Origin of the sequence: Rhodopseudomonas palustris HaA2 (assembly GCF_000013365.1) — a bacterium.
In the GTDB taxonomy this organism is placed as follows: Bacteria; Pseudomonadota; Alphaproteobacteria; order Rhizobiales; family Xanthobacteraceae; genus Rhodopseudomonas; species Rhodopseudomonas palustris_J.
This window is the reverse complement of record NC_007778.1, coordinates 707,791-731,817: the sequence shown is the minus strand read 5'-3', so window position 1 is coordinate 731,817 and position 24,027 is coordinate 707,791. Positions and strand designations below refer to the sequence as shown.

Sequence of the window (24,027 nt, the reverse complement as noted above, 5' to 3'; positions counted from 1 at the left end):
CGTAGGGGGAAAGCGGTCACCCGACCAACCAAGAATAAAGACTGATGCGGGGACGGCGGGTGCGGCGCACTGCATTGCAGCATACCGGTTTGCAGCACGCTGGTTTACAGCACACTGGTTTGCAGCACACTGGTTTGCAGCAGACTTGGCCGCGCCCATCAGCCTGCGCGGCGACGGCTGCGGGCGCCGCAGCGCCCGCAGTTCGCGGATCAGCGCTTGCGTTCGGGGCCGCTGACGATGCCGTCGGCGACGAGCTTCGAGACTTCGTCCGGCGTGTAGCCGAATTCGCCGAGCACCTCGCCGGCGTGCTGGCTGAAGGTCGGCGGAATGTGGCGCAGGCTGGCCTTGGTACGGTCGAACCGGATCGGCGAGGCGATGCCTTTGTACCAGTCCTTCTCGATGATATCGCCGCGGGCCTTGACGTGCTCGCTGGCCAGCGCCTTGTCGATCGCCTGCACCGGCCCGGCCGGCAGGCCGGCGGCGAGCAGCTTGCGGCACAGCGGCTCGGCGTCGTGCTGGGTCAGGATCGCCTCCAGCTCCGCGCGCAGCGCCAGGCGGTTTTCGACGCGGTCGCGGTTGCGGGCGAAGCGCGGATCGGTTCCCAGCTCTGGCCTGCCGAGTTCGCGGCACAGCTTGCGGAAGGTGCCGTCATTGCCGACGCCCATGAAGATGTTGCCGTCCCGCGCCGCGAACACCGAATACGGATAGAGATTCGGATGTTCGTTGCCGGTGCGCGCCGGCGGCTTGCCGTGAATGAAGAAGTTCGCCGCGTGCGGATGCATGATGGCGAGGCCGGTTTCGAACAGCGTCGCCTCGACGAACTGCCCGAGCCCCGACTTCTGCCGCTCCAAGAGCGCCATCAGGATGCCGGTGCAGGCGTAAAGCCCGGTCGCCATGTCGACCAATGCCACGCCGATGCGGGTCGGGCCGCTGTCCGGCGTCCCGGTCGATTCCATCAGCCCGACCATCGACTGGATGATGGCGTCGTAGCCGGGATGGCCGCCATGCGGACCGTCGCCGCCGAAGCCAGAGATCCGGCAATGCACCAGCTGCGGAAATTTCGCCCGCAGCACGTCGTTGCCGATGCCCCATTTGTCGAGCGTGCCGGGCTTGAAGTTCTCGATCATGACGTCGGCGTCTTCGAGCATCTTCATCAGCACGGCGCGGCCGCCCTCGGAGGCGAGGTCGAGACCGATCGAGCGCTTGTTGCGGTTGGTGCCGATGAAATACGCCGCGTCGTCGTCGTGGAACGGAGGGCCCCAATCGCGGGTCTCGTCGCCGGCGGGCGGCTCGACCTTGATGACGTCGGCGCCGTGGTCGGCGAGAATCTGGGTGCAATACGGGCCGCCGAGCACGCGCGACAGATCGATCACGCGCAAACCGGCAATGGCGCCGGGCAACAGTGCAGGAGTCATGAGGGCTTTCTTATTGAAGCTTTGCGGGAGGGTGAACTTACCGGTCAGAGGCGCTTCTTGGCAAATGCGCGGCCCTTCAAAGCGCACGGCGCGCTCCCCAAAATGCACGGCGAGCTCCCTCTCCCGCTCTTGCGGGGGAGGGTTGGGGTGGGGGCGCGACAGGCAGTGCGCACGCGATTGTGCGCCTGGCCGCTTGTCACCGCGTCGCCTTGACTGATGCTTCGATGCGCGAAGCCCGTGCCCGCGTCGCCCCCACCCTAGCCCTCCCCCGCAAGCGGGAGAGGGGACCTGCCGCGGTTGGCGAGAGGCTTTGCCTGAATCGTTACTTGGGAGCATCGGGGATGAAACAAGCTTGCCGAGCCGTAGCTTGCGAAGCAAGCGAAGGCTGGTGGAGCCAGGCGGGATCGAACCGCCGACCTCTTGCATGCCATGCAAGCGCTCTCCCAGCTGAGCTATGGCCCCTGAAGCCTGGGTGCGCGCGGACAAATCACCGCGCGCGGCATTCGTTGATCACAGATCGGCGACGATCTCAAGTCTCCTCATCGCCGGAAACGTCACCAATGATGTCGGTGACGTCTTCATCGCCTTCTTCCTCGTCGGCAATGAAGGTCGAATCGTCGTCGTCCTCGATCGATTCGTCGATTTCGATGTCGTCCTCCGACTCCGGCACGATGGCCTTGACCTTGCCGGTCTTCTCCTCGGCATCGGCCTCCTCGAGCGACACCAGCTCTTCGGCCTCCATCGCCTCGGGGGCCTCGGCGGCGGCGGGCGCGGCGGCGGAGCGCGCGTCGGCCCGGCTGCGCGATGCCACCACCGGCGCGATCGGCACGACTTCGCCGGTATAGGGCGAGATCACCGGAGTCTTGTTCAGATCGTAGAACTTTTTGCCAGTCACCGGGCAAATGCGTTTGGTTCCGAGATCGGATTTCGCCACTTGTGCAACCTTGGGATTTCTTGAAAAACGGTGCTTCACTTGGCTAGTTGCCACGCCGCTGTCAATAGCGGTTTATGCGGGAGCGACCGCTGCGCGCTGCGCGCGGCCGCCTTCGATCAGGCGCCCGGCGCGCAGGGGACCCGAAATCTTGAGCCATTCCGACCATACCGCGCCGCTCGAAGCGCGCCTCAGCGCGGCGCTGAGCGGCACCGCCCGCGTCCCCGGCGACAAGTCGATCTCCCACCGGGCGCTGATTCTCGGCGCGCTCGCGGTCGGCGAGACCCGGATTTCCGGCCTGCTCGAGGGCGAGGACGTGCTCAACACCGCCCGGGCGATGCGGGCGCTGGGGGCGCAGGTCGAGCGCACCGGCGATTGCGCCTGGAGCGTCCACGGCGTCGGCGTCGCGGGGTTCGCGCCGCCCGCGGCGCCGCTCGATTTCGGCAATTCCGGCACCGGCTGCCGGCTGGCGATGGGCGCGGTGGCGGGCTCGCCGATCATCGCCACCTTCGACGGCGACGCCTCGCTGCGCTCGCGGCCGATGCGCCGGATCGTCGATCCGCTGGAGCAGATGGGCGCCCGGGTGACGCAGAGCGCCGACGGCGGCCGGCTGCCGCTGACGCTGCAGGGCGCGCGCGACCCGCTGCCGATCACCTACCGCACCCCCGTACCTTCGGCGCAGATCAAATCCGCGGTGCTGCTCGCCGGCCTGTCGGCGCCGGGCGTCACCACCGTGATCGAGGCCGAGGCCAGCCGCGACCATACCGAGCTGATGCTGCAGCATTTCGGCGCCACGGTCGTGACCGAGCCGGAAGGCCCCCATGGCCGGAAGATTTCGCTGACCGGGCAGCCCGAGCTGCGCGGCGCGCCGGTGGTGGTGCCGGCGGACCCGTCCTCGGCGGCGTTCCCGATGGTCGCGGCGCTGATCGTGCCGGGCTCCGACGTGGTGCTGACCGAGGTGATGACCAACCCGCTGCGCACCGGCCTGATCACCACGCTGCGCGAGATGGGCGGCCTGATCGAGGAGAGCGAAACCCGCGGCGACGCCGGCGAGCCGATGGCGCGCTTCCGCATCCGCGGCTCGCAATTGCGCGGCGTCGAAGTGCCGCCGGAGCGCGCTCCGTCGATGATCGACGAATATCTGGTGCTGGCGGTCGCGGCCGCCTTCGCCGAGGGCACCACGATCATGCGCGGCCTGCACGAGCTGCGGGTCAAGGAAAGCGACCGGCTGGAAGCGACCGCGGCGATGCTGCGGGTCAATGGCGTGACGGTCGAGATCTCGGGCGACGATCTGATCGTCGAGGGCAAAGGCCACGTCCCGGGCGGCGGGCTGGTCGCCACCCACATGGATCACCGCATCGCGATGTCGGCGCTGGTGATGGGGCTGGCCGCCGACAAGCCGGTCAGGGTCGACGACACCGCCTTCATCGCCACCAGCTTCCCGGATTTCGTCCCGATGATGCAAAGGCTCGGCGCCGAATTCGGCTGACCCACAGCCTCTACGCCGGCTCGACCGGCACGCGGCCGACCAGCCGGTCGGTCTCCTGCTGCGCGGCGGTGAGGGACGCCGACAGCCGGGCACGGAGCTCGGCGCGATCGGCATCGGCATCGACGACGATCGGTTCGCCGAACCGGATCGCGATCTTCGAGAACAGGCCCGGCAGCAGCAGCCGGTCCCAGCTCCGCAGCAGCTTGCCGCGCTGCATGCTGACGGCGACCGGCAGGATCGGCAGCCCGGTGAGCCGGGCGAGGTCCAGGATGCCGTCATTGTTGATGTGCATGCGCGGACCGCGCGGGCCGTCGGGCGTCACGAACAGGCTGTGGCCGTCACGCGCCAGCCGCAGCATCTCGCGCGCCGCCCGCATGCCGCCCTTGGAACTCGATCCGACCGCGGTCTGGATCCCGTACACGGCGCCGGCCTTGCTGATGATCTGGCCGTCGCGATGACCGCTGATCAGCGCGATCATCGGCTTGCCGCCATTGCGCAGCATCGGCAGCATGTTCAGCCGGCCGTGCCACATCGCCAGGATGTACGGCTCGGCAATCGGAAACGGCGCACGGTCGAACCGGCCGGTCCACATCACGAGCTGCAAATAGGCCGCGGCCGGAATCACCGCCGCCCACTGGAAAGCGTCGCTCCTCAGGATGCGTTTGACGAAAGCAGGAGTGGCCATACCGAGGATTGTCCGGGCAAATCTGGTCGCGGCAAGCTGGGCTGATTTCCGCGGCTCGCGGGTTTATATCGGCCGGCAGCAAGCTGCAAACCGCGCCGCTTGAAATCCCTCTATCCGACGTGTTGAAGAGCAGCCGCGCCGCGCTGCGGCTTATTGAAGGGCTGAAGACAGCATGATCATCGCCATCGACGGACCGGCCGCCTCCGGCAAGGGCACGCTCGGCAAGCGGCTCGCCGCGCATTACGGCTTCCGGCACCTGGACACCGGCGTGATCTACCGGGCGGTCGCCAAGGCGCTGCTTGATGGCGGCGCCGACCTGACCGACCAGGCGCAGGCCATCGCCGCCGCGCAGGGGCTCGATCCCGGCCTGTTCGGCGATCCGGCGCTGAAGAGCCAGACCGTCGGCGACGCCGCCTCGGTGATTTCGGCCTATCCGAAGGTCCGCGAGGTGCTGGTCGGCTTCCAGCGGCAATTCGCCGCCGAACCGCCGGGTGCCGTGCTCGACGGCCGCGACATCGGAACCGTGATCTGCCCGGACGCCGACGTGAAAATCTTCGTCGTCGCCGATCCCGGGGTCCGCGCGCGCCGCCGGGCGCTCGAGGCGCAGGCGCGCGGCGAGCCGGCGGATGAGGCGGTGATCCTGGCCGACATCCTGCGGCGCGACGAACGCGACAAGGGCCGCAGCGCCGCCCCGCTGAAACAAGCGCCGGATGCAGTCTTGCTCGATAATTCCAATTTGGATATAGAAGGCGGCGTCCGGGCCGCCATCGCTATTGTCGAGGCCGTTCGAGCGGGCCGGCGTCGGGTCTGAGGACCAAACGACGCCGTCATTGGAGGAACGCCCGCTCCACGGTTCTGTACAGATGGTCGAACGCACAACGCCCAGGCCTCAATGAGGCCTGTCGTTCTCGTTCTGCGCCCCGCGTTTCTTGGAATGACAGTTTCTCGATCCGATCACATCGGATCAACGGCTCGACCGTGCAGGCATGCTGCCGGCCCGCTCCGCAATGATTTGCAGGGCGGTCGTCAGGTTCGCGGACCCCTGACACTGCGCGCGCGAGACGTCCCTCAACCGAACTGCCGGCGACATCCGCATCTGGAGAACAAATGGCCTCGACTGATACTTACAATCCGACCCGCGACGATTTCGCCGCGATGCTCGACGAGTCCTTTGCGGGCGGCAATCTGCAGGAAAGCTCCGTCATCAAGGGCATCGTCGTCGCGATCGAAAAGGACATGGCCGTCATCGATGTCGGCCTGAAGACCGAAGGCCGCGTGGCGCTGCGTGAATTCGCAGGACCCGGCCGTGACAGCGAATTGAAGGTCGGCGACACCGTCGAAGTGTTCCTCGACCGGATCGAGAATGCGCTCGGCGAAGCCGTTCTGTCGCGCGACAAGGCGCGCCGCGAAGAGAGCTGGGGCAAGCTCGAGAAGGCCTTCCAGGGCAACGAGAAGGTGTTCGGCGTCATCTTCAACCAGGTCAAGGGCGGCTTCACGGTCGACCTCGACGGCGCCGTGGCGTTCCTGCCGCGCAGCCAAGTCGACATCCGTCCGATCCGCGACGTCGCGCCGCTGATGAACAACTCGCAGCCGTTCCAGATTCTGAAGATGGACCGCCGCCGCGGCAACATCGTGGTGTCGCGCCGCACGGTTCTCGAAGAGACCCGCGCCGAGCAGCGCCAGGAGCTGGTGCAGAACCTCGAAGAGGGTCAGGTGATCGACGGCGTGGTCAAGAACATCACCGATTACGGTGCGTTCGTCGACCTCGGCGGCATCGACGGCCTGCTGCACGTGACCGACATCGCCTGGCGCCGGGTCAACCACCCGACCGAAGTGCTGACGATCGGCCAGACCGTCAAGGTCAAGATCATCAAGATCAACCACGAGACCCACCGCATTTCGCTCGGCATGAAGCAGCTGCTGGACGATCCGTGGCAGGGCATCGAGGCGAAGTACCCGCTGAACGCGCGCTTCACCGGCCGCGTCACCAACATCACCGACTACGGCGCGTTCGTCGAGCTCGAGCCGGGCATCGAAGGCCTGATCCACGTCTCCGAGATGTCGTGGACCAAAAAGAACATGCACCCCGGCAAGATCGTGTCGACTTCGCAGGAAGTCGAAGTGCAGGTGCTCGAAGTGGATTCGGTCAAGCGCCGGATTTCGCTCGGCCTCAAGCAGACGATGCGCAACCCGTGGGAAGTGTTCGTCGAGAAGTATCCGGTCGGCTCGACCGTCGAAGGCGAAGTCAAGAACAAGACCGAGTTCGGCCTGTTCCTCGGCCTCGACGGCGACGTCGACGGCATGGTGCATCTCTCCGACCTCGACTGGAAGCAGCCGGGCGAGCAGGTGATCGACAACTTCAAGAAGGGCGACATGGTCAAGGCCATCGTCCTCGACGTCGATGTCGAGAAGGAGCGCATCTCGCTCGGCGTCAAGCAGCTCGAAGGCGACCCCTTCGCCGAGCCGGGCGACGTCAAGAAGGGCGCGATCGTGACCTGCGAAGTGCTGGACGTGAAGGAATCGGGCATCGACGTACAGATCGTCGGCACCGACTTCGCCACCTTCATCAAGCGCTCGGAGCTGGCCCGCGATCGCAACGACCAGCGCGCCGAACGCTTCGCGGTCGGTGAGAAGGTCGACGCCCGCGTCATCCAGTTCGACAAGAAGGCCCGCAAGGTCCAGGTGTCGATCAAGGCGCTGGAAGTCGCGGAAGAGAAGGAAGCCATCGCACAGTACGGCTCGTCCGATTCGGGCGCGACGCTGGGCGACATTCTCGGCACCGCGCTCAAGCAGCGCGACAAGTAAGCTCGGGCTTACCGCTCACAGCATCAAGGGCTCCGGCATCGCCGGGGCCCTTTCTGTTTGTCTCGCGCCATCGCCGACCACCACGCCCACGACCTGACGGACTCCGCGCCGCAAAGACGTCGATGCGGGACAGGTCCGGCCATGACGAAGGAAAGGCCTCGCGCGGAAACCGGATCGTCGCGTCGCCCGCACCTTGTTTTCTTCAAATTGGGGCGCAATTGATGTATTCCCGTCACGGGAAATCAACGATCCCCTTTGAAAACCGTGAATAGTCTTCCGCCGGAGAATCTCCATGTCGCTTGATTCCGATGTGATCGTCGATCGCCGCCGCATTCGTCGCAAGCTGACGTTCTGGCGGGTCGCCGCGGTTCTGGTCGCGATCGGCGCCGTGATCGCGGTCGGCGCGATGGTGTCGCCGGCGGGCCCCGCGCTCACGACCTCCGGTTCGATCGCGCGGATCAAGATCGACGGACTGATCCGCAGCAACTCCGAACGGGTCGAGGCGCTGGAGCGGCTGGAGAAGTCGAACAGCGCCGCGGTGATCGTCCACATCAATTCGCCGGGCGGCACCACCGCCGGCTCGGAAGAACTCTACACCGCGCTGATGCGGCTGAAGGCCAAGAAGCCGATGGTGGTCGTGGTCGAAGGCCTGGCGGCGTCGGGCGGCTACATCGCCGCGCTCGCCTCCGATCACATCATCGCCCAGCAGAGTTCGCTGGTCGGCTCGATCGGCGTGCTGTTTCAGTATCCGAACGTCTCCGAACTGATGAAGACGGTCGGCGTCAAGGTCGAGGAGGTGAAGTCGTCGCCGCTGAAGGCCGCGCCGAACGGCTTCGAGCCGACCAGCCCCGAGGCGCGCGCCGCGCTGGAATCGCTGGTGCGGGATTCCTACGCGTGGTTTCGCGATCTGGTGAAGCAGCGCCGCGCCATGGACGACGATCAGCTCGGCATCGTCGCCGACGGCCGCGTCTTCACCGGCCGACAGGCGGTGGGTCTGAAGCTGATCGATCAGCTCGGCGACGAGAAGACCGCGGTGGCGTGGCTCGAAACCGAGAAGCGGGTCAAGAGCGGCCTGCCGGTGCGCGACTTCAAGCTGTCGCCGCAATTCGGCGACCTGACATTTCTGCGGGCCGCAGCGTCGATCACGCTCGATGCGCTCGGCCTCGGCGTGATCGCCCGACAGGTGGAGCAGTCCGGCGCGATGCATCTGGGCCTCGACGGCATGCTCGCTTTGTGGGTGCCGGGTAGCACCCGCTGACGACGATCGGTGGCCGGCGTCGCACGGCTTCGACCCCGGCGGATGAGCGCGAGCCGCATCGTGCGAGCACCGCCGGACGACTTTGTCCAGCCCGCCTCATTTGATTTAGCGTCTTGACAGTTCACAGTATTTTCAAGGAAATGGCGGTCCGCACGCACGGACCACACCCTCGATGATCAAATCCGAACTCGTTCAGCGTATCGCCGAGCACAACCCGCACCTTTACCAGCGGGACGTCGAGAACATCGTCAACGCGATCCTCGACGAGATCGTCGACGCGCTGGCGCGCGGCGATCGGGTCGAGTTGCGCGGCTTCGGCGCGTTTTCGGTGAAGCATCGGCCGGCGCGTGCCGGCCGCAATCCGCGGACCGGCGCGCATGTTCCGGTCGACCAGAAAAGCGTGCCGTTCTTCAAGACCGGCAAGGAAATGCGCGAACGGCTGAACCGCGAGACCGGCGACACTGATACCGGCGCGTAACGCGACGCCCGTTTGCTGAGCAAGGCGAGCGAGAACGACATGCAGAAGTTTCTGACAGCCCTGGTGCTGATCCCGCTCGGACTGATTTTCATCGTCTTCGCGGTCGCCAACCGCCATCTCGTCTCGGTGTCGTTCGATCCGCTCGATGTCAGCGATCCGATGGGCACCGTGCAGATGCCGTTGTTCGTCCTCATCATCGGCGTCGCGATCCTGGGCGTGATCGCCGGCGGGATCGCTACCTGGTTCCGGCAGCGGCATTGGCGGCGCGCGGCGCGGCGGCATCAGGCCGAAGCCATCGAGGCCAAGACGCAGCTCGCCAATCTGCGCGCCAGCATCGTCGCCCCGACGCCAAGCGAGCCGAAGCGGATGCTGCTGCTGGAACAGGGTTCCGCCTCCGGCAGGCGCGACAAGGCCAGCGCGGCGCTGTAGAACACCGTCGTGTTGCCGGCTCCCCTCGTCGCCGGCCGAACCCCGATCGCGAACCCATGTCCGTCGTCGTCAAAATATGCGGCCTGTCGACCCGCGACACGCTCGAAGCGGCGGTCGCGGCCGGCGCCGACATGGTCGGCTTCGTGTTCTTTCCGGCCTCGCCGCGTCATGTCGGGTTCGACCTCGCGCGCGCACTCGGCGACCAGGTCGGCAGCCGCGCCGCGAAAGTCGCGCTGACGGTCGACGCCAGCGACGCGCTGCTGCGCGACGTCGTCGACGCGCTCGCGCCGGATCTGCTGCAACTTCACGGCAAGGAAAGCCCCGAGCGGGTTCGCGCGATCAGGCAGACATTCGGGCTGCCGGTGATGAAGGCCGTGGCGGTGGCCACCGCTGATGATCTGGCGGCGCTGCCCGCTTACGCCGCCGCAGCCGATCGCATCCTGTTCGACGCGCGGCCGCCGAAGGACGCGCTCCGCCCCGGCGGTCTCGGCGTGCCGTTCGACTGGGCGCTGCTGAGCGGCCTCGCACTGCCGGTCCCGTACATGGTGTCCGGCGGCATCACGCCCGGCAATGTCGCCGAGGCGCTGCGGGTGACGCGCGCCGGCGGCATCGACGTGTCCTCCGGCGTCGAGACGGCGCCCGGCGTCAAAGATTCCGAATTGATCCGCAGCTTCATCCGCGCCACGCGCGCCAGCGAAGAGACGATGACCTGACATGAACCAGATCCTGCCGAACTCGTTTCGATCCGGTCCCGACGAGCGCGGGCATTTCGGCATCTTCGGCGGCCGCTTCGTCGCCGAGACGCTGATGCCGCTGATCCTCGCGCTGGAAAAGGCCTACGCGGAAGCCAAGGACGATCCGGCGTTCCGCGCCGAGATGGACGGCTACCTCAAGCACTATGTCGGCCGGCCGTCGCCGCTGTATTTCGCCGAGCGGCTGACCGAGCATTTCGGCGGCGCCAAGATCTACTTCAAGCGCGAGGACCTCAACCACACCGGCGCCCACAAGGTGAACAACGTGCTCGGCCAGATCATGCTGGCGCGGCGGATGGGCAAGCCGCGGATCATCGCCGAAACCGGCGCCGGCATGCACGGCGTCGCCACCGCGACGATGTGCGCGAAATTCGGCCTGCAATGCGTCGTCTATATGGGCGCGGTCGACGTCGACCGGCAGCAGCCCAACGTGCTGCGGATGAAGGCGCTCGGCGCCGAAGTCCGCCCGGTGACGTCCGGCGCCGCCACGCTCAAGGACGCGATGAACGAGGCGCTGCGCGACTGGGTCACCAACGTCCACGACACGTTCTATTGCATCGGCACCGTCGCCGGCCCGCACCCCTATCCGATGATGGTGCGCGACTTCCAGGCGGTGATCGGCCAGGAAGTGCGCGCGCAGATCATGGAAGCCGAAGGCCGGCTGCCGGATTCGCTGATCGCCTGCATCGGCGGCGGCTCCAATGCGATGGGACTGTTTCATCCCTTCCTGGATGATAGCAGCGTCGCGATCTACGGCGTCGAGGCCGCGGGCCACGGCCTCAGCAAGCTGCATGCGGCGTCGATCGCCGGCGGCAAGCCCGGCGTTCTGCACGGCAACCGCACCTATCTGCTGATGGACACCGATGGCCAGATCCAGGAAGCGCATTCGATCTCGGCCGGCCTCGACTATCCGGGCATCGGCCCGGAACACGCCTGGCTGCACGATGTCGGCCGCGTCGAGTTCATGTCCGCCACCGACACCGAGGCGCTCGACGCCTTCAAGCTGTGCTGCCGGCTGGAGGGCATCATCCCGGCGCTGGAGCCGGCCCATGCGCTGGCGAAAGTCGGCGACCTCGCCCCGCCCCTGCCGAAGGATCATGTGATGGTGCTCAACATGTCGGGCCGCGGCGACAAGGATCTCGCTTCGGTCGCCGAACATCTCGGGGGCCAGTTCTGATGACTACGCGTATCGACATCCGCTTCGCCCAGCTCAAGCGCGAAGGCCGCCCGGCCTTCGTCACCTTCGTGATGGCGGGCGATCCCGACCTCGCCACCTCGCTGCAGCTGCTCAAGGCGCTACCCACGGCCGGCGCGGACATCATCGAGATCGGCATGCCGTTCACCGACCCGATGGCCGACGGACCGGCGATCCAGGCCGCCGGCTTGCGCGCGCTGCACGGCGGCACCACGCTGCACAAGACGCTCGAGCTGGTGGGCGACTTCCGCAAGGACGACGCCACTACGCCAGTGGTGCTGATGGGCTACTACAATCCGATCTACATCTACGGCGTCGACGCGTTTCTCGCCGACGCCAAGGCGGCCGGGGTCGACGGGCTGATCATCGTCGATCTGCCGCCCGAGGAAGACGCCGAGCTGTGCCTGCCGGCGATGAAGGCCGGGCTGAATTTCATCCGGCTGGCGACGCCCACCACCGACGAAAAGCGGTTGCCGGCGGTGCTCGCCAACACCTCGGGCTTCGTCTATTACGTGTCGATCACCGGCATCACCGGCTCGGCTTCGGCGGATTCGGTCGCGGTCGGCGACGCGGTGGCGCGGATCAAGCGCCACACCGACCTGCCGGTCTGCGTCGGCTTCGGCATCCGCACCCCCGAGGGGGCGCGCGCGATCGCCGCACAGGCCGACGGCGCGGTGGTCGGATCGGCCCTGATCGACGCGCTGCAGAAGACGCTCGACACCGACAATCGCGCCACTCAGGCGACCGTCGGGGCCGTCGCGGATCTGGTCGCCTCGCTTGCGGCCGGGGTGCGCGGCGCCCAACAGGCTGCCGAATAGGCAGTCATCAATTCGGGCCATGGTCTGGACGGAGCCGTTGTCCGCCGCCATATCCCGACAGTGCAATGACCCTGGCGACGCCCTTCCGGGGGCGACGCGGAGACCATCATGAACTGGCTGACCAACGTCGTCCGTCCCAAGATCCGCAACATCCTGCGGCGCGAAACGCCGGAGAATCTCTGGATCAAATGTCCGGATACCGGACAATTGGTGTTCTACAAGGACGTCGAGCAGAACCAGTTCGTCATTCCCGGCTCGAACTATCACATGCGCATGGGCGCGACGGCGCGGCTGCGGTCGGTGTTCGACAACGAGACCTGGTACGATGTAGCGCTGCCGGAAGTGACCGCCGACCCGCTGAAATTCCGCGACGAGCGCAAATATGTCGACCGCATCAAGGATGCCCGCGCCAAGACCGGCGCCCATGACGCGGTGAAGGTCGGCTACGGCAAGCTCGAAGGCCTCGGCGTCGTCGCCGCCGTGCAGGATTTCGACTTCATGGGCGGCTCGCTCGGCATGGCGGCCGGCGAAGCGATCATCCGCGGCCTCGAGCTCGCGGTCGAGAAGCACGCGCCCTTCATCATGTTCGCGGCCTCCGGCGGCGCGCGGATGCAGGAAGGCATCCTGTCGCTGATGCAGATGCCGCGCACCACCGTCGCGGTGCAGCTGCTGCGCGAGGCGGGGCTGCCCTACATCGTGGTGCTGACCAACCCGACCACCGGCGGCGTCACCGCCTCCTACGCGATGCTGGGCGACATCCAGCTGGCCGAGCCCGGGGCGCTGATCGGCTTCGCCGGCGCCCGGGTGATCGAGCAGACCATCCGCGAGAAGCTGCCGGACGGCTTCCAGCGCGCCGAATATCTGCGCGACCACGGCATGGTCGACATGGTGGTGCACCGCCACGAGCTGCGCCCGACGCTGGCGCGGCTGTGCCGGATCCTGACCAAGACGCCGCTGCCCGCCGTCGAAGAGCCGGCCGTCGTCGACGACGATGCCCAGGATATCGAGGCCGTCGCGACCGAGATCGTGGCGACGCCGCCCGAGCCGGCGCCGCCGCCGGCCGCGCCGCAGGCGTGAGCGCAGCGACAACGCCAAAGCCGTCAGCCTCGGTCGGCGACCTCCGCGCGCGCCTGGCGCGACTGCATCCCGCGCAGATCGATCTGACGCTCGGCCGAATCGAACGGCTGCTGGCGGCGCTGGATTACCCTGAACGCCGATTGCCGCCGGTGATCCATATCGCCGGCACCAACGGCAAGGGCTCCACCCTCGCCTTTCTCCGCGCCATTCTCGAAGCCGCGGGCCTCTGCGTCCACGCCTACACTTCGCCGCATCTGGTGCGCGTCAACGAGACCATCCGGCTGGGGCGGCCGGGCGGTGGCGTGCTGGTGAGCGACGAAGAGCTGGCCGACGCGCTTTCGCATTGCGAGCGGGTCAATGACGGCGCGCCGATCACGCTGTTCGAGATCGAGACTGCCGCGGCGTTGTATCTGTTCGCGCAGCATCCCGCCGACGTGGTCCTGCTCGAAGTCGGCCTCGGCGGCCGGCTCGACGCCACCAATGTGATCGCGCATCCGCTCGCCTGCGTGCTGACGCCGATCGGGATCGATCACACCGAATTTCTCGGGCCGACGCTCGCCGAGATCGCCGCCCAAAAGGCCGGCATCATCCGCCGCGACGCGCCGGTGATCGTTGCCGAGCAACCCGACGACGCGATGGTGGTGATCGAGCGCGAGGCCAAGCGGCTGCGCGCGCCGCTGCACGCGCGCGGCCAGCACTGGCATGTCGAACTCGAACACGGCCGCCTCGCCTATCAGGACGAGCGCGGCCTGATGGACCTCACCGCGCCAAAGCTGTTCGGACGGCATCAGATCGACAATGCCGGGCTGGCGATCGCGGCGCTGCGCGCGCAGCAGCGCTTCGCCATCGATCAGGCCGCCTATCAGGCCGGGCTGCTCGCCGCGGAATGGCCGGCGCGGATGCAGCGGCTGACGTCGGGCACACTGCTCGATGACGCGCCGCAAGGCTGCGAGCTGTGGCTCGACGGCGGCCATAATGCCGATGGTGGCCGCGTCGCCGCCGCCGCGCTGGGCGATCTCGAAGAGCGGGTATCGCGGCCGCTGGTGATCATCGCCGGCATGATGGCCAACAAGGACGCCGGCGCGTTCCTCGCCAATTTCACCGGGCTGACGCGCCATCTCATCGCCGTGCCGATCCCCGATCGCGACGGCGCGATGCTCCCCGACCGACTCGCGGAGGCAGGGCGTGCGCTCGGCCTGCGGGTCGAGCTCGCCGACGATGTCGCGGCGGCTCTGCGCCGAATCGCAGGCCTTGCCTACGAACTGCCGCCGCGTATCCTGATCACCGGCTCGCTGTATCTCGCCGGCCATGTGCTCAGCCTCAACGGCACGCCGCCGAACTAACAAAAGCAAAAAGGAGACGACATGCGGATCGCCGCCATCGCCGACATGCACAGCAACTACGCGGCGCTGGAGGCGGTGCTGGCCGACATCGGCCGGCAAGGCGTCGACCACCTCGTCTGCCTCGGCGACATGGCGAGCGGCCCGCTCGACGCGCGGCGGACGCTGGACATGCTGATGGCGCTCGACATGACGGTGGTGCTCGGTAATCACGATCGCTATCTGCTCGATCGCCCGCGCGACGAGATGGGAGCGTGGGACAAGATCGCGCTCGATCAGCTCGACGCGCAGCATCTCGACTGGCTCCGCGCCATCCCGGCAACGCGGGTGCTCGACGGCGAGGTGTTTCTCTGCCACGCGACGCCGAGCAACGACGAGACCTACTGGCTCGAGACCGTGAACCCGGACGGCGCCATCCGGATGTCGGACCTTGCCGCGATCGAGGCTGGCGCAGAAGGCATCGCGCAGTCGCTGATCCTGTGCGCCCACACCCATATCCCGCGCGCGGTGCGGCTGCGCGACGGCCGCCTGATCGTCAATCCCGGCAGCGCCGGCTGCCCCGGCTATCGCGACAAGCTGCCTTATCCGCATCTGATGCAGACCGGCACGCCCGACGCGAGCTACGCGATCCTCGATCGCCGCGACGGCGAATGGCAGGTCTCGCTTCGCCTGATCCCCTATGACCACGCCGCGATGGCCGCACTCGCACGACAGAACGGCATGGCGGCCTATGCCGACACGCTGGCGAGCGGATGGGTCAAGCCGGCCGCCTGAGACCTGTGTCTTTGTCTACTGGCGGATAGCAGTCGCTCCCGCTGTGCTCGTGGCGCCCTCACCCCAACCCTCTCCCGCTTGCGGGAGAGGGCTAGGGTGAGGGCGACGCGGGCACGGCTTAGGCGGAGTGCACCCGGCCCTCTAACGCAAAACGGCCGGCGTGAGCCGGCCGTTGCAGAACGTTCGTCAGGCGCGGCTCAGACCGCCGAGCTGATCCACTGCTGCAGCTTGGCCTTCGGCGCGGCGCCGACCTGGCGCGAGGCCATCTCGCCGCCCTTGAAGATCATCAGCGTCGGAATCGACATCACGCCGTATTTCGACGCCGTGACCGGGCTCTCGTCGACATTGAGCTTCACGATCTTGACGGTGTCGCCCATCGCGCCGGAGATTTCGTCCAGCGCCGGAGCGATCATGCGGCAGGGGCCGCACCACTCGGCCCAGAAATCCACCACCACAGGGCCCTGCGCCTTGAGAACTTCAGCTTCGAAATCGGCGTCTGACACCTTGCCTACGGCCATGGGAACCCTCGTGAATGCGGATGATGGCGCAGCGGGAATCGCGCCGGGGAGCTGAATTCAACGTATGAACGCGCCGGGGCGGGGTCAAGCGCGCTCACGCCACCGTCAACGCGGCCTGCTCCGCGTCCAGCGCAGAGGCTGAAATCTCCATGATTTCAGGCGCTTCTGTCCACAGCAGCGCGGCCCTGACGGGACGCTGGGGATAAAGCCTGGCGAGCACCGCCCGATACAGCGCGAGCTGGCGCAGATAGGCTGGCGGCGTTTCGGCGAGGCTGCGCGGCGGCACCTGGTTGGTCTTGTAGTCGACGATCAGGACCTCGGCGTCGGTCACCACCAGCCGGTCGATCTGGCCCGAGACCAGCACCGGCTCGCCATGGCGCTGCAGCCGGCCGGCGATCGGCACCTCGGCGCGGCTACCCGGGGCAAACACCACCGCAAAGCGCGTCGCGGTGATCACTTGCAGCACCCGCGCGGCGAGCGCGTCGCGGTCCTCGTCGTTCCAATCCTTCGCATTGCGGGCGAGATAACGCGCCGCGGCGGAGGCGCGCGCATCCGCCGGCAGATCGGGCAGCGACTGCAGCAGACGGTGCACCAGCGTGCCGCGCTGCAGCGCGCGCTGGCGCTGCGCCTCGGATTCGCCGCGGCGCAGCCGACGGTGATCGGCGTCGTGGGCATCGGACGGGCGCAGCAGGTTGTCGGGCGCGCGCAGCGCCGGCGCCGATCGGTGCAGCCAGTTCGGCAGGATCAGCGGCGCGGCGGCCGGCGTTTCGTCCGGCGCGGCGGTTTCGACGACCTCGTCCTCGGGACGGCAATAGCGCTTTACCGCGCCGTCCGGCGGCGGCACCGCGCGCATCGCCAGACCTGAATTCTCCAGCCCCTTGCTGATCAGATCGTACCAGGACAGCGCGCGGACATCGTTGCGATTGCCGGGCATGCAGCCGCCGACGATCAGCCGGTCCGCCGCGCGCGTCATCGCCACATAGAGCAGCCGGCGATACTCGTCCTCGGTGTCGCTGATCATCGCGGCGCGGGCCTGCTCGACCGCGCGCGGATCATCGGCCTTGCGGCCGGCCCACACCATCGCAGACGGCGCGCCCGGCTGCGCATTGCCGCCAGGCAATCGGATCAGATTGAGCCGCTGGCTATCGGCCGGCGACGAGGTGGTATCGACCAGGAACACCACCAGCGCTTCCAGCCCCTTGGCGCCGTGCACGGTCATGACGCGGACTTCGTCGCGCGAGATTTCCATGTCGCGCTTGATCTCGGTGTCAGCGGCGCGCAGCCAGGCGACGAAGCCCTGCAGCGACGGCGGCTGCTTGCGCTCGAAACTCAGCGCCAGTTCGAGAAACTCGTCGAGCGCGTCATTGGCCTCCGGCCCGAGCCGGCGCAGGATGCGGGCGCGGCCGCCGTCGCCGCCGAGCAGCCAGGCGTAGAAGCCGAACGGCGTCTCGGCCTGCGACTGCTCCGCGCAGGTATCGAGACGATGCAACACGGCTGTTAGTTTCGCGTCGCCGGCCGCCTTGTCGCGCAGCGCGGCGCGCAGCGAGCCCTTGCGCCGCCACGCCAGCCGGAACAGATCGTCGTCGTCGAACCCGAACAGCGGGCTCTTCAGCGCCACCGCCAGCGCCAGATCGTCCTGCGGCAGCAGCAGTGCATCGGCGAGATTCATCAGGTCGATGATGGCGATGTGCTCGGTCAGCTTCAGCCGGTCGGCGCCGGCGACCGGAATCCCGCCGCGCTTCAAGGCCTGGATCACCGCATCGAACGCCGAACCGCGCCGGCGCACCAGCACCAGCACGTCGCCATAGCGCAGCCGGCGACGGTCGTCGCGCGGCCCCGTCATCGTGCCGCTTGCGATCAGCGACGCGATCTCGGCCCGCACCTTGTCGGCCAGCCGCACCTCGGGGCTGGTCTCCGACACCGCATCGAACGGCGCGCGCCAGCCTTCGATCTCCTGTTTGTCGTCCGGCACTTCCAGCGGCCACAGATCGATCAGGCTGGGGCCGGCGTCGGTCAGCGCCTCGTGCAGCGGATAGCTCGTATCGGCGTGGATGCTGCGATAGATGTCGGGATCGCGGAACACGTGATCGACCGATTGCAGGATGGTGGCGCCGGAGCGGAACGAGTAGTTGAAACTGACCTTCTCGAAGGCGAGCCCGGCGCCGTGGAAACGGCGCTGCAACAGATCGCGGCGCTCGGCGAATTCCTTCGGCACCGCGCCCTGAAACGAGAAGATCGACTGCTTCTCGTCGCCGACCGCGAACACCGTGCGCTTGATTCCTTCGCGCGCGCCCTCCCCCGCGGTGAATTCGGCGATCAGATGCGCGACGATGTCCCATTGCTTAGGGCTGGTGTCCTGCGCCTCGTCGATCAGCACGTGATCGACGCCGCGGTCGAGCTTGAAATGCACCCAGCTCGACGCGCCGCTGTCGAGCATCTGCAGCGTCCTGTCGATCAGATCGTCGTAATCGAGCAGCCCGCGTTCCTGCTTTTCGCGGCGGATGCGCTCGGCGACGTCGAAGGCGATCACCAGCAGCGCCCGCGTCCGCTCGCGCATCAGCAGCGCGCGGCGACGCTCCAGCAGGCCTTCGAGCCGCGCGCCCTCGCGCTTGAGATCCTCAGCGAACCCGGGCATGGGGTCGGCGATCTTCTTAGTCGCGAAGCTTTTGCGCAGCTTGGCTTCCTTGGTGAAGAACAGTTCGAGATACTTCTCGAGCTGCGCGGTGTCGCTTGCCGCCAGCGCATCGCGCAGCCGCTGCGCCTGATCGTGATCCGTCTTACTTCCGCCGTCGAATATGGTGGCGCCGTCCGTCCATCGCGCGCGCGGCAGATGCGGGCCGTCGACGATGTCGCGCTCGACGGCGTCGCAATCATCCTCCGCCGCGACGCCGAGGGTGACCGAGAGCTGCGCCATCGCGCCGTCGACGCCGCCGGCCTGGGCGATCCAGCCGAGAAACCGATCGCGGCTCATGCAGGCTTCCTGCACCACCTCGCGGAAGGTGATATCCGCCGCGCTGGTCATCGCCAACGCCAGCGCGCGTCCCGCCGCGCTGTCCGGCGCGGCGGCGGCCTGCAGCAACACCGCCAGGCTGGCGCGCTGCATCAATTCGGCCTGGTCGCGATCGTCCAGGACGCTGAACCGCGCCGGCACATTGGCCTCGAACGGAAACTGCTGCAGCAGCCGGGTGCACAGCGCGTGGATGGTCTGCACCTTGAGCCCGCCCGGCGTCTCCAGCGCGCAGGCGAACAGTTTTCGCGCCTGCGCCAAAAGAGACGGCCCGACCGACTTGATACCAGTCGCCTTGATCGCGGCCGTCAGCGCGGCGTCGTCGAGCGTCACCCAGCGGCCGAGCGTGGTGAAGACGCGCTCCGCCATGTTGGCGGCGGCGGCCTTGGTGAAGGTGATACACAGGATGCGCTCCGGCGGCACGCCGTCGAGCAGCAGCCGGATCACCCGTTGGACAAGGACGTGGGTCTTGCCGGAGCCGGCATTGGCCGAGACGAACACCGAGGCGGACGGATCGGAGGCGAGGATCTGCCGCTCGCGCGCCTGATCGGGAATGCTGCGCGGGCCGCTCATCGCCGCTCCTCCCCGGCGCCGCCGGCGGCCGACCATTCCTTGATCCGCGCCAGATCGTCGTAGCGGCCGTAGCGCTGCGTCCACATCGACAGCACCAGTGCGTGATAGGGCTGGGCCTCGTCGTCGAATTGCCGGACCAGCGCCGCGAGCTTGGCGCGGGCTTCGATCGCGGCGTCGTCGGGAGATTGCGGGGTTTCGTTGCCCACCGCGAGCTTCACGGGTAGTTCGCGACCCGGCGGCGAGTTGCCGCTGAGCTTGACGTACATCAGCTCGCTGACCGACGCGCCGGCGTCGATGTCCTGGAAACCGCCGTCACGCAGGATCGCGGCTTCCAGCGTCAATTGCGGCGACAGCCCCAGCCGCACCTGCTTGCTGCTGGGCGGATTGCCGGTCTTGTAGTCGAGGATCGCGTAGCTGCCGTCGGGCCGATGCTCGATCCGGTCGGCACGCGCGGTCAGGACGAAATTGCGGCCGCCGTCGAGCGGGATGGACAGGCTGCCGTCGCGCTCGGCGAACACGCGGCGTCCGTCGGCGCGCCGCCCCTGCTCCCAATTGCCGAACCACGCGGCGATGCGGGCGAAGCGCGGCCACCACAGCGCGCGCGCCTCGGGATGATCCATCAGCGGTGCAAAGTGCTTTTCGCCGATCTCGCGAAGGAGGCCCGCCGGATCGTCGGGCAGCGCATCGGGGAAACGCTCGGTGAAGTCGCCGAGCGCCTCGTGGATCGCCGAGCCGCGATTCGCCGCCGACAACGGCATGTCGACCGGGTCGAGCGCCGACAGGCCGAGAATGAACTTGGCGTAGATCGTGTAGGGATCGCGCAGCCAGTCCTCGATCGCGGTGACCGACAGCTTCAGCGGCCGGGCCTCGCGCGGCGGCTTCGGCGCCGGCTGGGCGATCGGCGTCACCTGGTCGGGCCGATCCAGCGCCAGCGCGTAGTCCAGATAAGTCGCTCCGCGCGCCTTGATGTCGCTCCAGCGCGCCTTGCCGGCGACCGCTTCGAGCCGGTGCAGAAACCGCGACGCCACCGCCGGCGCGCCGCCGACCTTGGCGGCGTGGCTGAGGATCACTTCATTCGCGCCGAGTAGTTGCGCGAAGTCGTGCGCCGACAGGCCGATCCGGCGCTCGGGCAGATCGAGCCCGAGCTCGTGGCGCATCGGCCGCGACAGCCACGGATCGATCCGCGGCGCCGGCGGCCAGACGCCTTCGACGAGGCCGCCGAGGACGACGCGATCGTGCTGCGTCAGCCGCGCTTCGAGCGGGCCGTAGATCCGCAGCGCCGCGCCGGCGAGTTCGGGCCGGCGCACGATCCGGTCGCTGAAGGCGGTCTCGAACAATTCGGGATAGTCATGCGGCGGCACCATTACGCCGCTGAGCGGCTCGACTTCCGCCAGATCGTCGAACGCCTTCAGCAGCGCCGATCCTTGCGGCCCTTCAAACGCGACGGCATTGTCGTCGTGATCTATCGATAGCGCGATCAACACGGCGCGATGACGCTGCCCGAAGGCACACAGATCGATCGGCTCGACGCCGACGCTCTCCAGCGGCGCCAGCGCGGCACGCAACGCCACGATCAGCGCGTGAGCTTCGTCGAGCGCCTCGTCGCCGAGCCGGGCGCGCGGCTCGGCGCGATGCAGCGCACTGAGTTCGCCACTATTCAACTTGGTCAGCTCGGCGCGATAGCGCGCGAACTCCTTCGCCAGTCCCTCGGTACCCGCCGCCGGCCGCGTGCCGCGCAGCAGCGCCAGCTCGAGCGTTTCGATCGCAGACCGCCAGCCATAAGCGGCGCGGCCGAGCCGCAGCAGCGGATGTTTCAACAAAGCGAGCAATGTCGCCGGCTCGCAGCCGTGCAACGCCGTCTCGGCGGCGAGCCGGGCGAAGATGCCGGCCTGGGTATCCATCAGCGAATCGCCGCCGGAATCGTCGACCGGCAGCTTCCAGCGGCCGAGCGCGGCGACGACGCGGCGCGCCAGCGCGCGGTCCGGCGTCACCAGCGCGGCGGATTGGCCACGCTCGCGTGCCTCGCGCAACACGACCGCAATCGTCAGCGCCTCGATCTCGGAGTTCGGCGCCTCGATCAGCGTCAGGCCATGGGTGCCGTCGCCAATCAGTTGGTCGATAGCAGGATCGGCGAGCCGGTCGTGCCACGCGGCCGTCGCCGATGACGGCCGCATCATCTCGGAGGCCAGCACCTCGCGGCCGTGACGCTCGCCTTCGCCAAGGCGAAGGACGTCGCGTCGTTCCAACCCCATCCGCGCCAGCAGGCCGTGCATCGCGAATTGCGGATGGTTCGGCGACGGCGGCGAAATCAGCTTGCCCTGCTTGTCGTGCACGGCGCCGATCATCTGCCACGCGGCTTCGTCGAGTTCGGTGTCGAGGCCGGGCAGCACCACGGCGCCGTGCGGCAATTGGGCGATGGCGTGCAGGAGGCGCGCGGTCGCCGGCATCGAGCCGGTCGAGCCCGCCGCGATCACCGGGCCGCCGCGATGCGCCGCGAGCCGCGCCGCTTCGGCCTCGATCAACAGATCGCGCCGCGCCGCCGGTTCGATGCGGTCGGTCTCGCGCAGATGCAGCGGCCACCACTGCCCGGCGATCTTGAGAAAATCCAGCGTCAGCCGCCAGTAACGGTCGAACGCATCCGGCACCAGCATGTCGAGCGCGGCCCAGTCGACGCCGCGCGTCGCCATGTCGTCGATCAGCCGCGCCAGGTCGTCCGCCAGCGCCAATGTCGAGGCCGGGCCGCCGACCACCAGCGGCGATTGCTGCGGATCGCCGGGCCGCAGGCCCTTGGCCCAGGCGGCGATCAGTTGCGCCAGCAGCAGGCGCCGCGGCAGTCCGTCGAGCGCCGGCGGAATGTCGAGATCGGCCGCGCCGGTCGCGGCCTGCGCGAACGCCAGTTCGTCTTCGTCGACATCGCCGAGCGGAACGATTCGCGGCAGCAGCACCGCGTCGGTGCCGAGCACGTCGAGAAAGATGTCGCGCGCGAGGCGGCCGGCGCGACGCGTGGGCAGATACAGCGTCGCCTCGGCGAGGCGCTCGGGCTTGGCCCGCGCGTCGAAGCCCTCGATCAGTCGACCATCGACCAGCGCTTCGATCGTCGTGCGCAGAAACGGCGCGGAGGGCGGGACACTGAAAACGCGCATGACAATCCTGATTCGGCGATCAGGCGATCATGGCATGCGGCGGACCGGCACGGGAGGTGCCGGGCGGCGCGTCACGCGACGCTGGCCAGATAGGCGCGCTCGGCCGCGGCGACCGCGTCCGGAGTTCCGACATGCATCCAGACGCCGTCGAGCCGCAGCCCGAACAGCCGCTGCTGCGCGGCGGCGCGGTCGAACAGCGTCGTCAGCGAGAACTCGCCTTGCGGCGCGTCCTGGAAGATCGCGGGCTGCATGATGGCGACGCCCGCATAGACGAACGGCGTCACCTCGTTCTCCTTGCGCTTGCTCAAGGTGCCGTCGGCCGCCATGGCGAAGTCGCCCTTGCCGGCATAGCCGATGCTGCCGGCGGTCGGCGCCATCAGCAGCAGAATATCCATCCGCGCCGGATCGAACGCATCGGCCAGCCGCGCCAGATTCGGCCGGACGCCGTCGATCCACAGCGTATCGGCGTTGAGATGATAGAACGGCGCCTCGCCGAGCAGCGGCAGCGCCTTCACCACCGCGCCACCGGTGCCGAGCACGACGTCGCGCTCGTCCGAAATGATCACGCGCGGGCTTTTCCGCGCGGCGGTGTGATCGATGATCTGGTCGGGGAGATAATGCACGTTGACCACGGCCTCGGCGACGCCGGCATCGGCGAGCCGGTCGAGCACGTGATCGAGCAGCGGCTTGCCGGCGACCGACACCAGCGGCTTCGGCATGTGGTCGGTGAGCGGGCGCATCCGCAGGCCCAAACCAGCGGCGAGAACCATCGCTTTTGAAGGTTGAACGGACATCGTCGCTCGTTGTTGGGACCCGACCGGCTCGGTGCGAATCGATTGTATCACGCAGCACCAGCCGGTCTATCGGCGCTCATCTTGGCGATCTTTGGGTATTCACGAACCATGACGCCGATGCGACATCCGCCGAAGGGGCAGCCGCGCGCGGCGAACCGGCGCAGTCATGTCGGGCAGAAGACGCCGGTCAGGCGACCGTGGCCGGGCTGCGGGCGGCCTGTTTCTTTTTCTTGTCGTGGCGGAGGAAACTGACGCCGATCTGATCGCCATTGACCCAGCTCAGCTCGCAACGGCGATAGGCCAGGCCGGTCGACGACAACAGCAGGAAGAATTCCTTGAGGTTCAGCCCTTCGACCGAGCCCTCGATGGTCAGCTTGGCGCCGGTCTCGGAGACGTCCTCGAGCATGCACGGACGGCGCCAGGTGCCGTCGATCGCCATCATCTGCGCCCGGATGCCGCGCTCGAACACGACGCGGCCGTCCTTGTTACGTTCGCCAGCCATCTCTCATCCCTCGCCCCGAAACAGCGGCAACGGCATGCCGTTCC

At 67.8% G+C, this 24,027-nt stretch carries 20 protein-coding genes and 1 tRNA gene; 12 read left to right on the top strand and 9 right to left on the bottom strand.

Features of this window, described 5'->3' with window-relative positions; translation table 11 throughout:
* Positions 1–209 precede the first annotated feature (209 nt).
* From RPB_RS03285 to RPB_RS03275, 3 genes are all read right to left on the bottom strand, one after another.
* The gene (locus tag RPB_RS03285; RefSeq protein ID WP_011439546.1) at positions 210–1,415 is read right to left on the bottom strand and encodes a CaiB/BaiF CoA transferase family protein; all 1,206 of its coding nucleotides are present in this window, start codon (positions 1,413–1,415) and stop codon (positions 210–212) included.
* A gap of 386 nt (positions 1,416–1,801) precedes the next feature.
* Positions 1,802–1,877 (bottom strand) — tRNA-Ala (locus tag RPB_RS03280).
* A gap of 67 nt (positions 1,878–1,944) precedes the next feature.
* Positions 1,945–2,349, bottom strand: coding sequence for a TIGR02300 family protein (locus RPB_RS03275; RefSeq protein WP_041797910.1), 405 nt, complete (start codon positions 2,347–2,349; stop codon positions 1,945–1,947).
* Positions 2,350–2,497: 148 nt separating this feature from the next.
* On the opposite strand from RPB_RS03275, the gene aroA reads away from it, so the two are divergent.
* A complete protein-coding gene (gene aroA, locus RPB_RS03270) occupies positions 2,498–3,835 on the top strand; it encodes a 3-phosphoshikimate 1-carboxyvinyltransferase (protein ID WP_011439544.1) in 1,338 nt (445 codons plus the stop codon).
* Positions 3,836–3,845: 10 nt separating this feature from the next.
* On the opposite strand, the gene RPB_RS03265 is transcribed toward aroA, so the two are convergent.
* Positions 3,846–4,520 (bottom strand): lysophospholipid acyltransferase family protein, encoded by a 675-nt coding sequence (locus RPB_RS03265; RefSeq protein ID WP_011439543.1) that lies wholly within the window; start codon positions 4,518–4,520, stop codon positions 3,846–3,848.
* A 172-nt stretch (positions 4,521–4,692) separates the two neighbouring features.
* Here RPB_RS03265 and cmk point away from each other — a divergent pair, with 172 nt between their 5' ends.
* The 11 genes from cmk to RPB_RS03210 all read left to right on the top strand — a co-directional run bounded on the left by cmk (position 4,693) and on the right by RPB_RS03210 (position 15,446).
* Positions 4,693–5,331, top strand: coding sequence for a (d)CMP kinase (gene cmk / locus RPB_RS03260; RefSeq protein WP_011439542.1), 639 nt, complete (start codon positions 4,693–4,695; stop codon positions 5,329–5,331).
* Positions 5,332–5,627: 296 nt separating this feature from the next.
* On the top strand, positions 5,628–7,325 hold the full coding sequence (rpsA, locus tag RPB_RS03255) for a 30S ribosomal protein S1 (RefSeq protein WP_011439541.1): 1,698 nt from the start codon (positions 5,628–5,630) through the stop codon (positions 7,323–7,325).
* A 292-nt stretch (positions 7,326–7,617) separates the two neighbouring features.
* Complete coding sequence (gene sppA / locus RPB_RS03250) at positions 7,618–8,583, top strand: signal peptide peptidase SppA (protein WP_011439540.1); 966 nt, start codon at positions 7,618–7,620, stop codon at positions 8,581–8,583.
* A gap of 172 nt (positions 8,584–8,755) precedes the next feature.
* Positions 8,756–9,061 (top strand): integration host factor subunit beta, encoded by a 306-nt coding sequence (locus tag RPB_RS03245; RefSeq protein ID WP_011439539.1) that lies wholly within the window; start codon positions 8,756–8,758, stop codon positions 9,059–9,061.
* Between the two features lie 39 nt (positions 9,062–9,100).
* Positions 9,101–9,490, top strand: a complete 390-nt coding sequence (locus RPB_RS03240; protein ID WP_041798536.1) for a lipopolysaccharide assembly protein LapA domain-containing protein — start codon at positions 9,101–9,103, stop codon at positions 9,488–9,490.
* Positions 9,491–9,546: 56 nt separating this feature from the next.
* A complete protein-coding gene (locus RPB_RS03235; RefSeq protein WP_011439537.1) occupies positions 9,547–10,203 on the top strand; it encodes a phosphoribosylanthranilate isomerase in 657 nt (218 codons plus the stop codon).
* A gap of 1 nt (position 10,204) precedes the next feature.
* A complete protein-coding gene (gene trpB / locus RPB_RS03230) occupies positions 10,205–11,419 on the top strand; it encodes a tryptophan synthase subunit beta (RefSeq protein ID WP_011439536.1) in 1,215 nt (404 codons plus the stop codon).
* Positions 11,419–12,255, top strand: coding sequence for a tryptophan synthase subunit alpha (gene trpA / locus RPB_RS03225; protein ID WP_011439535.1), 837 nt, complete (start codon positions 11,419–11,421; stop codon positions 12,253–12,255). The genes trpB and trpA overlap by 1 nt, the downstream gene beginning before the upstream one ends.
* A 108-nt stretch (positions 12,256–12,363) precedes the next feature.
* Positions 12,364–13,332 (top strand): acetyl-CoA carboxylase, carboxyltransferase subunit beta, encoded by a 969-nt coding sequence (gene accD / locus RPB_RS03220; protein WP_011439534.1) that lies wholly within the window; start codon positions 12,364–12,366, stop codon positions 13,330–13,332.
* On the top strand, positions 13,329–14,675 hold the full coding sequence (locus RPB_RS03215; protein ID WP_011439533.1) for a bifunctional folylpolyglutamate synthase/dihydrofolate synthase: 1,347 nt from the start codon (positions 13,329–13,331) through the stop codon (positions 14,673–14,675). The genes accD and RPB_RS03215 overlap by 4 nt, the downstream gene beginning before the upstream one ends.
* A gap of 21 nt (positions 14,676–14,696) precedes the next feature.
* On the top strand, positions 14,697–15,446 hold the full coding sequence (locus RPB_RS03210; RefSeq protein ID WP_011439532.1) for a metallophosphoesterase family protein: 750 nt from the start codon (positions 14,697–14,699) through the stop codon (positions 15,444–15,446).
* A gap of 197 nt (positions 15,447–15,643) precedes the next feature.
* Here the strand turns inward: RPB_RS03210 and trxA are convergent, their stop codons facing one another.
* The 5 genes from trxA to RPB_RS03185 form a co-directional block, all read right to left on the bottom strand.
* Positions 15,644–15,964: a thioredoxin gene (trxA, locus tag RPB_RS03205; RefSeq protein ID WP_011439531.1), complete on the bottom strand. Its 321-nt coding sequence runs from the start codon at positions 15,962–15,964 to the stop codon at positions 15,644–15,646.
* 94 nt (positions 15,965–16,058) lie between these two features.
* Positions 16,059–19,544: a double-strand break repair helicase AddA gene (addA, locus tag RPB_RS03200; RefSeq protein WP_011439530.1), complete on the bottom strand. Its 3,486-nt coding sequence runs from the start codon at positions 19,542–19,544 to the stop codon at positions 16,059–16,061.
* Positions 19,541–22,687: a double-strand break repair protein AddB gene (gene addB, locus RPB_RS03195; RefSeq protein WP_011439529.1), complete on the bottom strand. Its 3,147-nt coding sequence runs from the start codon at positions 22,685–22,687 to the stop codon at positions 19,541–19,543. Before addB ends, addA begins: the two co-directional genes overlap by 4 nt.
* Positions 22,688–22,758: 71 nt before the next feature.
* Complete coding sequence (locus RPB_RS03190) at positions 22,759–23,481, bottom strand: nucleotidyltransferase family protein (RefSeq protein ID WP_011439528.1); 723 nt, start codon at positions 23,479–23,481, stop codon at positions 22,759–22,761.
* A gap of 187 nt (positions 23,482–23,668) precedes the next feature.
* A complete protein-coding gene (locus RPB_RS03185) occupies positions 23,669–23,983 on the bottom strand; it encodes a PilZ domain-containing protein (RefSeq protein WP_011439527.1) in 315 nt (104 codons plus the stop codon).
* Between the last annotated feature and the right edge of the window lie 44 nt (positions 23,984–24,027).